Raw genomic sequence first — 9,478 nt, 5'->3', positions numbered from 1 at the left:
GGGGATTCTATTATATAAGTAGTCATAATATAAAAGTTTAAAGGAATGCCGGAAAACCGTCCGGCGCGGTGGAATATTTGTATTATTCGTTTATGTTATGCAAATTACAGTTCCAAACGTGTTTAGGAAATGAACCGTCTTTGTTAAGGCTAACAATAGATGTATTATCCCCGTTATCCTTAATTACATAAACTATAAGTTTTCTAAATCCATATAACCCAATATGATATAATATCTTTTTCTCCATAAATTTAAAATTTGTCTGATTGATCGTTTTTATTTATGAAGTCTTTTAATTTCTTGGGATCGGTGCCGGAGATAAACACCACGGCACCGAATAAAAGCAGCATAAAACAAAACATAGCTTATTATTAATAAAGTGTTGCACGTTGGTATAAACTTTGCGATATAATACCATCTTTACAAAGTCCGTCTTTATATTCTCCGAAAGCTATATTAAAATCCAGTTTAAAAGAATGTTTCTTTTTGTTGGCTTCTCTTTCAAATTCGCCTCCGAACTCTTTGCAGAACTCCCAAAAAGACCGGCGCAATTCTTTTTGATTGGTTATCGTGTATTTTGCCATGGCTATTTCATTTTAAAAGTTATGCCAGCAGGCAACAAAGAACGGTTAACACTGGAAACGAATTTATTAAAATCGTTCTCCGTTACTTTTGTTTCGTAGTCTTTCCAATTAAAAACAAGCTCGTTACTATGATCGTAATATATCACATTATTAACTGATAACCCGGCATCAAGAACGGCCAACATAACCCGCTTTTCATTTTCGGCCTTTTGTTGTTTCTTTTTGCAATCGTTAATTATTTCAGCGCGTTTTTTCTCGTATGCTTTGCGCTTTTCTTCGTCTTTTCGCGCTTGTACAGCTTCAGGGCGATAATAACCATCGTTTATTCTGTTAGTTATAGTTGTACGTTCTTCGTCCGTCAATTTCAAAGTAAAACGTTCGTTTTCCGGCTTATATGGGTTTTCCCATGTTTGCCCGGTTAATTCTTCCAGCTTTTTTAAAGCCTCGTTAGATTCTCTTTTCCAGCGTTCAACGATACCAAGCGTATAAAGAAGGTATTTAAAGTATTGTTTATCTTCTGCCTGATAAAGCAAATTATATTCCGTTTCCGTGATACGCAAATAGTTAATTGCAGTTTCTTTGCTGCTGTTCGTAATATGGTAAAAACCGTTTTCAACTGGGTACATTGGCGCGCCGTAATGATTAGACAAATGAAGATCAACGAACATTTTAAACTGTGGGAAACGCTTTAGTATTTCTTCATGGCAGCAACCACCAGCACACCAAACGAAACGCCCGTTTTTGCGTTGTTCGTAAATATCCGCCGTTATACTCCAATCGCATATATTATTTTTGCAATCATCAGCCAGTAATATTTTAACATTGATTTTAAAGGTTGTCCCGGCTTGAATATATCTTTTTGATACTGTGTAACAAAGTCTATTTGTAGTTGTCATAATACAAAATTTAAAGGGTGAATAATGAAAGTAAGAAGTAACCCGGAGCCATGACAGCCCCGGAAAAATAGTTATTATTAGAATTTAGAAAGATATTCCACGCATCCGATAATATAGGCCGCGTGTTCTCTTGCCGCTTGTTCTTTTTCTTGCTTGGTTGCGGTCTTATGATCCTGATCGGAAAGCATTTTTGCAGCCATCCGAACGATCTTTTTCATAGTGGAACAGTTTGCAAGATATTCAACGGAAGGAGTTAAGCCGCGGTTTACTTTTTTCAAAAGTGTATTTTGCAGCCATTCAGTAAGCGCGTAAATATCGCGAGAATTGCGAATATAGATAATTAATAAATCTGTGTTCATAACGCAAAATTTAAAGGGTGAAACTTGGTTTGTCTTTGTTTTTCCCTTAACTTTGCATTTAACGTTGTGGAAGACGTTAACCGATAAACGCAAAGTTTAAAGGGAGGCCGGAGAAGTTAACGCACTGATCCGGCTTTTTATTAGTATGAAATCTTTTGAATACGATCAAAAGGAATTAATAACGCTATGTGTTTATCCTGATAGTGAATCAATTCAAAACTATTTGCCGTTGATAGTCTTATAATAGCGGCTTTTTTCGCTGTTTCTTGAAACACATCAAAATGAACCTTTAAACGGTTGCAACAGTTTGTACCTTCTGGGGCTACATGTACGGCGTTTAACGTTACATTTTTGTTTTGTAAGTTTAGTAATACTTCCATGATCTTATATTTTAAATTAAACATTCAACCAAAGAAGAAGTAAAAACGGGAAAGTGTGGAAGACGTTAACCGTTTATCTCCTTTTCTGTATTACAAAGGTACGAATAATATTTGTAATACAAAACAAAATGTATCTTTATTTTTAAGGAAACATTCTATTTTTGCATTTATTAATACTTGTATAATATATTGATTATCAGTATATTATATAACAACAAGGGAATAAATATAAAGCATTTAAGAAGTAAGGAAATATTTATAGATGTAAACATCTAAATATGCTTATTTGCTTTATTTATAGCCTTTGTTTAACTTTGTAGCAAGTTACAGAGCGCGAGACGCCAATATAATAAACTCTTTCATATCGTTTTATATGGTGTACAGTAAGCGCGTAACAGATTTACAGCAAATTTATCAATTAACCCCGGATGATGTTTTCTTTTGTATGCTTGTTGCATCCGGTGCCAGTCGTGGCGAAGCATACGCAACTATATTTAGACCACGATCAACCAAAATAGAAACGGCGCAACGCGGAGCCGCCCAACTTGCAAAGGATAAACCCGGCATTAATAAACTAATACGGTCTTTTGAAGATAACCGCGCCGCCTTCCTTCCTGACAATGATAGCCCCAAAAGCAAGAAGAAAAAGAAAAACACAGAAACAGAAGAGGAAGAAAAAGCCGGGAATGTTGTACAATACCGAGATAAAGACGCGGTTTTGTCAGGTCTCGAACAAACTTTGCCTTATTTGAGGGGAAAAGATCGTGCAGATGTATTAATGAAAATAGCCGATTTACAACAGATGAAGAAGGACGAAAATACGGAAGAAGAGGAAACAGTACATTATTATCTACCTTTGCAATGTTATAGATGCAGCCTTTTTATAGCTGATCGAGCAAAGCGGAAAGCAGAAGGAGCGGAAAAGCCGGATAATATTTAATATTATAGGTATAATATAAAGAGAATCAAGACAAAACGCGGCTTTTCTCCTTCTTTGCCGGTTAACTGGATAATGAAAGCAGGGAGGGCACCCCCCCCCGGCTACCCAAGACACCAAGCATGTTTCAATCCCGGTCAAGATTTTTATTTTTTTCTTTTTTGGAGCCAATAATGGATGTTTTTAAGGCTTTTCCAATGATAAATTACAAAAGTGAATGTCCGATGTATAGTTTTACTTCTGAAAATGTATAGTATATGTATAGTTTACTTCATAACTATACATGTGTAAATCATTCATTATTAGGTCAATGGAAATTTAATGTATAGTATGTATAGTTTATATGTAAATTGCGTATGGAAAAAAATATATAATATATGGTTTGCATAAAAAACTATACATACTATGCACTATTTTTCCATTGATTTGTATTTCAATATGTTATATATGTATAGTTGCCTTTAAAACCCTACATAAACCATACATATCAGAGAGAATGTTTCATCTGTATTTTCTATTGAAATAGAGTCGTTTTCCTTTGTTTATCAATATTTTGCGATTATTGATATTGAATGATGCAACGAATAAAAACATGGCAAAAAGACTTCAAAAAAGCGTGTTTATTCTATATTTTAAGTAGAAAATAATAGTATTTATATGGTAATTATGTAGAAAATAAGCTATATTTGTGGCATAAAACACTTGAAAAATAGCATAAAAACAGTAGAAATGCTTTGTTTTCGGGTATAAAAACGGTGGTATGAATAAGTTTGAGTCTATATTGTTTGATTATGGGCGATACGTTTTTGTTTCTGTGTTCAGAAAAGCGCAGGAAGAGGAAAGATATGAAGATTGTGCGGTGATGCGAGATATTATGCAAAAATATCATATACCTTGTGACACATCTTTAGAGGACTGGCGTACTGATTTGTGGCGATTTGGATATTCAGGAGATGTTGCTATAAATAATCTGTCAGTATATATGGTTGAGGCCTTAACCCGTGCCGGGTATTCAAATTCATAGATTGTACATGGAGAAGGGAAAGTATAGGAAGTTGTTAAATGAGGTCTTCGGGCTTATGAAAGGCGAGAAACTGGATGCCGCCTTACAAGAGTTCAAAAGTGCAGCGCGTGTTGACGCTGTGCAGGACTTGATGCGTGCAGCCATTATACGATCTTCGATTTGTAAGTTCAATGGTACGCCTTACTATTTCAGTGGCCGAATATATGAAGAGATGGCATGGGATGATTTTGGCAATCTGATATATGACTTGATGCGTAAATGCAAAATGCCCAATGGTGATTATTCCCGTGTGGAGGGTGTACTGAAAGTCTGTAAGCGTGTGGTGGCAGGAAAAGCCTTGAAGCCTGATAATGCCATTGTGGTGTTCAATAACTGTGTGTTTGATATGAGTGCTCGCCGTGCGCATTCTTTCAACAGCCGTTGGGTACAGACTACATGTGTTCCCTATGACTACAAGCCGGAAGAGCATGTCTTTCTTTGGAGAATGTTCCTGGATGAAGTTTTGCCGGACAAAAACATGCAAAAAGTTTTGCAGGAGTTTCTTGGAAGTATTTTTGTTGACCGGCGTGTGGCGAAAATGGAAACTATGCTTGTTCTTCGTGGCTCCGGCTCCAATGGCAAAAGTGTAGTCTTTGAAACGATCATGGGCATACTTGGCCGGGAGAATGTCAGCAATTTCGGCATAGGTGCATTGATTACTGGAAATGAGAGAAAAAAAAATATCGCTTTCATTAATGGCAAGCGGTTGAACTACTGTTCTGAAATACAAGCGTTAGAGTTTGGTAAGGATAGTGACACGTTGAAGAGCCTTATCAGTGGTGAACCTACCGAAGCCCGGCCTATCTATGGCGATAACTTCACTGCTTACAATATTCCCCTGCTTATGGCAAATGCCAACCAAATGCCGTATTTGAAAGACTGGAGCTATGGAATGAGGCGGCGTATTTGCATTATTCCCTTTGAGGTGGAGATACCCAAAGCCCGGCAGAAAAAAGAACTGTCACGGGATTTGGAGGCCGAATACCCAGCTATATTCAATTGGATATTGGAAGGACGTGACCGTTTTATCGCCAATGGTTATAAGTTGACAGACAGTAAGGAGCTTGAAAATGTCATGGATGAATATCAGTCGGAAAGTAGTACCGTAATGAAGTTCATGTATCAAATGAACTATCTGTGCCGCTATGAGGAAATTGCCGATATTGAACCCAAATGGATGTCTTCGGCCATTCTGTACCGGAAATATTGCAAATGGTGTAGGGACAATAATGCCAAAGAAGAGAATGTGACAGTATTCGGACGTATTCTTTCGGAAGCCGGTTATCGTAAAAAAAGAACCCCGAATGGTCAGGTGTATGGTTTGTATGGAACAGCCTTGACGGAAAAACTCTATTATGAGAAACGGGAAGACCTACGGGGTAACTATAAGCAAAGGATCGCTAAACCGGTTTATCAAGATGGCAAACGATACGCTTATACCCATGAAGGGCTTGCGGCCTGCTTGTCATTGAGCATTTATCAAGTCCAGCGTTTGTTCCGGGAGAAGAAACTGGAGGGGACGTACCACATGGAGAAGAGAACAACTGTTTTTGACTTGGACGCTGTGGAGAAGATTATCAAACAATTAAAAATAAGAACCAAATAGTATGATCGCACCGGATGAATTTGCAGAGGTTATTGAAAAAATAGATAACCTACGGGGAGCATTGGAAATCCCTATGCCAGCTGGATTTCATGTAAATCAAATGAAGCGTGAGCTTGAAGAAGTATCAGACAAATTAAAACGGATTTACGTTGAGGAAGAAGACGAAAATCCATGGGAGGAATAAGCATGGCAGTAAAATTTAGACACAAGGAAACGGGATTGTTCTTTTGCAGGGCAAAGGGATTATCCCCTTCAAGAAGAGATTATGACAAACTTGGAGAAGAAGGTATTTTTAGGAAAAGGCATTTGTCTAAGCGAGGAAGAATCTACGAAAGCGCAACTGAAAATCAGAAACGGGATTGGATTGGTAAGAAACATGCAGATGAATTTGAAATAGTAAAAGTATGAAAAATATGAATCACATAGAGTTAAGTGTTGAGCTGATGTCTATTCTTCGGGCCTTGAACTATTCATGTGAATTGAAGACAATAGAAGGTAAGAGCATTGTAATGGATATAGCAGTGCAAGGAGAATTGTCTGTCAGACACCAAAAAATGATTGAAATGCTTCTTGGTGGATTTCTCTCTGAATTTTATTGGGTAAATGGGAAGCATCATATTTATATCAGAGAAGAGTGCAAAGGGCTTCTTCCTGATGATGATAGGTATAGTTGCTTGATTTATGAAATGAATAAAGTATCATCGGATGAAGAACGTATAAACTCTTACGGTAAGGAATACTTTTTTAATCTTGGAGATAGATTTGAACGTAAATTAAAAATAGGATTATGAGCAAAAAAACAAATGGTATTCAGGTAGGTAACTTTATTGTTACGAGGGATAATGGTAGTGAACATGACTGGATCAGTATTAAGGCAGTGTCAGGTTTTTGGAGTATGCGTTTTCGGGATGATAACGGAATGTTTTCCCGGATTCGGGAGTTAACCAACAATAAGGAACTTCGTGAATATTTGGAAACATGGATCAAAGTATGTTTCCTTATTAGTAATGCAACCCCTGACGTTAAGTTTATGGAAGAGTTTTTTAAAAGCTATTCTGATCTTACCGAACGGCTACGAGGCTTGCAGCAACCAGTATCACCGGAAGATGATGCCAAGATACTGGAAGAAGAGAGAAACATGAATAGTATCAAGGAAGGTATTAAGGAGGAACATAAAAATGAGGGTACCGACTGATAAGGAAATTGAAGAGGCCAAAGAATACCTCCGTCAACGTCTGGATGCGGAGCTATCCATGCGTACCAATCTTCAAATTGTAATGATCGAGGCGGCAAAGCAAATTATAGATATTTCATACCGGTACAAGATCAGCCCTGAACTATTCCGTTTTTCAGCAAACAGACAGTTGCAGGAGGAAGTGGATGCCATTATTTTATCCCTTCTTGAAATAATTGAAGACTATACTTATACTTTGGCAGTAGCGACACATGAGGATAATAAGGATGCAATCATAACATGTATAACGCGAGAATCATACGGCAAAACCTTCACACAACGTGCAAGAGAATATGTTGACCGGTTTTCAAAGGAGGTTGAAACGGCCATTGCCGCCGGATTACTACTGAACCTTTCCAAAGACAAATTACTTTCATCTATCAGGCAGTCGGTAAAAACGCCATTGCTTAATGAGCATGTACAGAGAGCTATTTCAAAGGGTTATCCGATTATTTCAAGACTCGGTGTTCAGGAGTCTTTTGGAGTAGGACGTACTGTAAGCTCTTGGACTGCACTGTCAGATTTGACGGAGTATGCTGTGGCAGAGGGTTGGATGAAGCATTGGGAATTGCAGGCTAAAGCCTGTGGAGCCGTAGGGTTCTTTGTCATGCGTGGCAGCTCCTATCCTTGTAACATTTGTGACGATGAAGTCGGATTTCATGTGGAATGGGACAAATTACCACCGTATCACGGTCATTGTAAATGCTTTGCCGTTCCCGTATCAGCAATATAATTATTTAACATACTAAATATCAGAATATTATGTTTGGATTATCATTAATCAGCACAAAGAAACTCAATCATCTTGCATCAGAATGCAGCAAACTGGCTATTGCCAATGTTGAGCTTTCAAAACAAAATGCGACACAATCTAAAACTATTATGGAACTTACTGGAAAAGTCCGGGTGCTAAATTCTAAAATCCTTCTGAATGAAAGTATCAATGATGATCTGCAAAAGAAGCTTAACCGGAAATATCCTCGAAAGCCTTATAATAAAAAATTGTATCGAAAGTAGTGTCATATTCAATTCATTCATTACTTTTGCAATGTAGAAGCTGACTTGTTATAACACAAGCTTATCAACCAAATTGTTGAAAAAGTAAAGCCTCTGTCTATTTTATGTAGGCAGAGGCGGCTTTTCCTAATGTATAGTTACATTGGATTCAGAGCGCGGAGTACGGGATTGCTTTCGCGCTCCGCGTTGGTACAGATCATTTTGCATTACCCTCTTTATTTTCATTTTTCTTGATTTTCAGTTGATATAGCAAGTCAGCTTGTTGCTGTTCCTTATATTCACGCATGATACGATCCCATTCATTGTTTTTTCCATAGCCGGATTCTTCCGAGCCGGTTTCTTTTGATAAAATACCGGCACCGACTAATTGTACCAAGTTCGATACCAATTCGGCTGCATTTTGGTGGACGTATGGAACTGCCCACGAAAAAATTTTCAAATTGAGGAATTTGGTAAGTTGGCCTTTTTCTGTTCCATATCCGTGCAGGAACAGCCGTTTCATTTTGTCTATTGATTCGTCAAATTCCTTGCAGTCAATCATGGCTTTTTCCAAAGATGGTGAATAGATCAGCTTGATAGCAACACCCGGTAAATCTCCTGACTTTACTTCGGGAGGCATGACAACAAAACTCCCCATAAAAATCATTTTAAGTAATGTATTAATTTGAAGTTCAAATGATTGTGATGCTTCGGGACGATTCATAAAGCCTGCATCATCATCCTTCCCCATAGTGATAGCTTTTACCGCACCATACATATCTCCCTGAATCTCAACATCTTCACCTTTAAGTAACATGATTGGAAATGCGTATGCCATATTGTTTTGACACAAATGGGAAATAGCCAGTTCGTACTTGTCGATATTATCTTGTGAAAAGCTCCAGCAGGCACCGTGTTTGTCCCGATAATATACAACCGGACATTCGGTAAATCCATGATCGTGTTCTTCCACTAATGTATATCCTTCAATACCGAAATACTGTTTCACTTTGTTTATTGCTCCGGCTATTCCCCTTTTATCCTGCCGGTAACGGTACATTTTTTTATTATCCCACACTTCCACCCAAGAAATGAGTTCCTTTCCCTCTTCGTCATAGTCGCTGTATCGCCGGGCAAACAGTGTCATTTGACCGGTTATGGAATCGTAGTGAGGATAAAGAGTGTCACCATCAAAATAGGAGAGATTCTTGGTGAACACCTTGCCTTCATTCATATAGAATACGATTGCTGCATCTCCCGTTATTTTTACACTTTTGGCATATTCGTAAAATGCAATCTCCATATTTTTATCCAGCCATCCTTTTTGAAATTCGAGAAATATTTCCCGTGAACTTTCATCAACTTTGGTATCGGTCAGCTCATGATGAATGTCATTGCCACATAGATGTACAAGTTGTTGGAT

14 protein-coding genes are annotated in these 9,478 nt (G+C 37.8%); 9 read left to right on the top strand and 5 right to left on the bottom strand.

From position 1 onward, the window contains the following. Window positions 1-371: 371 nt before the first annotated feature. From ABUA47_RS16260 to ABUA47_RS16245, 4 genes are all read right to left on the bottom strand, one after another. A complete protein-coding gene (locus ABUA47_RS16260) occupies window positions 372-584 on the bottom strand; it encodes a hypothetical protein (protein WP_100263447.1) in 213 nt (70 codons plus the stop codon). 2 nt (window positions 585-586) lie between these two features. Next, a complete protein-coding gene (locus ABUA47_RS16255; RefSeq protein WP_178678941.1) occupies window positions 587-1,480 on the bottom strand; it encodes a hypothetical protein in 894 nt (297 codons plus the stop codon). A 77-nt stretch (window positions 1,481-1,557) separates the two neighbouring features. Continuing rightward, window positions 1,558-1,839 carry a hypothetical protein gene (locus tag ABUA47_RS16250; protein ID WP_007854252.1) on the bottom strand — a complete coding sequence of 94 codons (282 nt, stop codon included), beginning with the start codon at window positions 1,837-1,839 and terminating at the stop codon, window positions 1,558-1,560. Window positions 1,840-1,979: 140 nt separating this feature from the next. Further along, the gene (locus tag ABUA47_RS16245) at window positions 1,980-2,219 is read right to left on the bottom strand and encodes a hypothetical protein (RefSeq protein WP_004327398.1); all 240 of its coding nucleotides are present in this window, start codon (window positions 2,217-2,219) and stop codon (window positions 1,980-1,982) included. Window positions 2,220-2,592: 373 nt separating this feature from the next. Here ABUA47_RS16245 and ABUA47_RS16240 point away from each other — a divergent pair, with 373 nt between their 5' ends. From ABUA47_RS16240 to ABUA47_RS16200, 9 genes are all read left to right on the top strand, one after another. Continuing rightward, window positions 2,593-3,159 carry a hypothetical protein gene (locus ABUA47_RS16240; RefSeq protein ID WP_004327397.1) on the top strand — a complete coding sequence of 189 codons (567 nt, stop codon included), beginning with the start codon at window positions 2,593-2,595 and terminating at the stop codon, window positions 3,157-3,159. Between the two features lie 757 nt (window positions 3,160-3,916). After that, window positions 3,917-4,180 carry a hypothetical protein gene (locus ABUA47_RS16235; RefSeq protein ID WP_005794441.1) on the top strand — a complete coding sequence of 88 codons (264 nt, stop codon included), beginning with the start codon at window positions 3,917-3,919 and terminating at the stop codon, window positions 4,178-4,180. Window positions 4,181-4,187: 7 nt separating this feature from the next. Next, a complete protein-coding gene (locus ABUA47_RS16230) occupies window positions 4,188-5,825 on the top strand; it encodes a phage/plasmid primase, P4 family (protein WP_297284586.1) in 1,638 nt (545 codons plus the stop codon). A 1-nt stretch (window position 5,826) separates the two neighbouring features. Further along, complete coding sequence (locus ABUA47_RS16225) at window positions 5,827-6,009, top strand: hypothetical protein (protein WP_005794436.1); 183 nt, start codon at window positions 5,827-5,829, stop codon at window positions 6,007-6,009. A 2-nt stretch (window positions 6,010-6,011) separates the two neighbouring features. Next, complete coding sequence (locus ABUA47_RS16220; RefSeq protein ID WP_008673439.1) at window positions 6,012-6,233, top strand: hypothetical protein; 222 nt, start codon at window positions 6,012-6,014, stop codon at window positions 6,231-6,233. Between the two features lie 5 nt (window positions 6,234-6,238). Beyond that, complete coding sequence (locus tag ABUA47_RS16215; protein ID WP_005794434.1) at window positions 6,239-6,616, top strand: hypothetical protein; 378 nt, start codon at window positions 6,239-6,241, stop codon at window positions 6,614-6,616. Further along, complete coding sequence (locus ABUA47_RS16210; RefSeq protein WP_005794432.1) at window positions 6,613-7,020, top strand: hypothetical protein; 408 nt, start codon at window positions 6,613-6,615, stop codon at window positions 7,018-7,020. Before ABUA47_RS16215 ends, ABUA47_RS16210 begins: the two co-directional genes overlap by 4 nt. Continuing rightward, on the top strand, window positions 7,004-7,792 hold the full coding sequence (locus ABUA47_RS16205; RefSeq protein ID WP_005794430.1) for a hypothetical protein: 789 nt from the start codon (window positions 7,004-7,006) through the stop codon (window positions 7,790-7,792). The genes ABUA47_RS16210 and ABUA47_RS16205 overlap by 17 nt, the downstream gene beginning before the upstream one ends. A gap of 29 nt (window positions 7,793-7,821) precedes the next feature. After that, entirely contained in the window at window positions 7,822-8,076 is a 255-nt protein-coding gene (locus tag ABUA47_RS16200) for a hypothetical protein (RefSeq protein WP_349824483.1), read from the top strand. 196 nt (window positions 8,077-8,272) lie between these two features. Here the strand turns inward: ABUA47_RS16200 and ABUA47_RS16195 are convergent. Continuing rightward, on the bottom strand, window positions 8,273-9,478 hold a 1,206-nt coding region (locus ABUA47_RS16195; RefSeq protein WP_349831764.1), incomplete at its 5' end, for a phage portal protein.

This window comes from Bacteroides sp. RTP31139st1_H2_RTP31139_211217 (genome assembly GCF_040227615.1).
Lineage (GTDB): Bacteria > Bacteroidota > Bacteroidia > Bacteroidales > Bacteroidaceae > Bacteroides > Bacteroides uniformis.
This window is presented reverse-complemented; position numbering and strand designations above follow the sequence as displayed.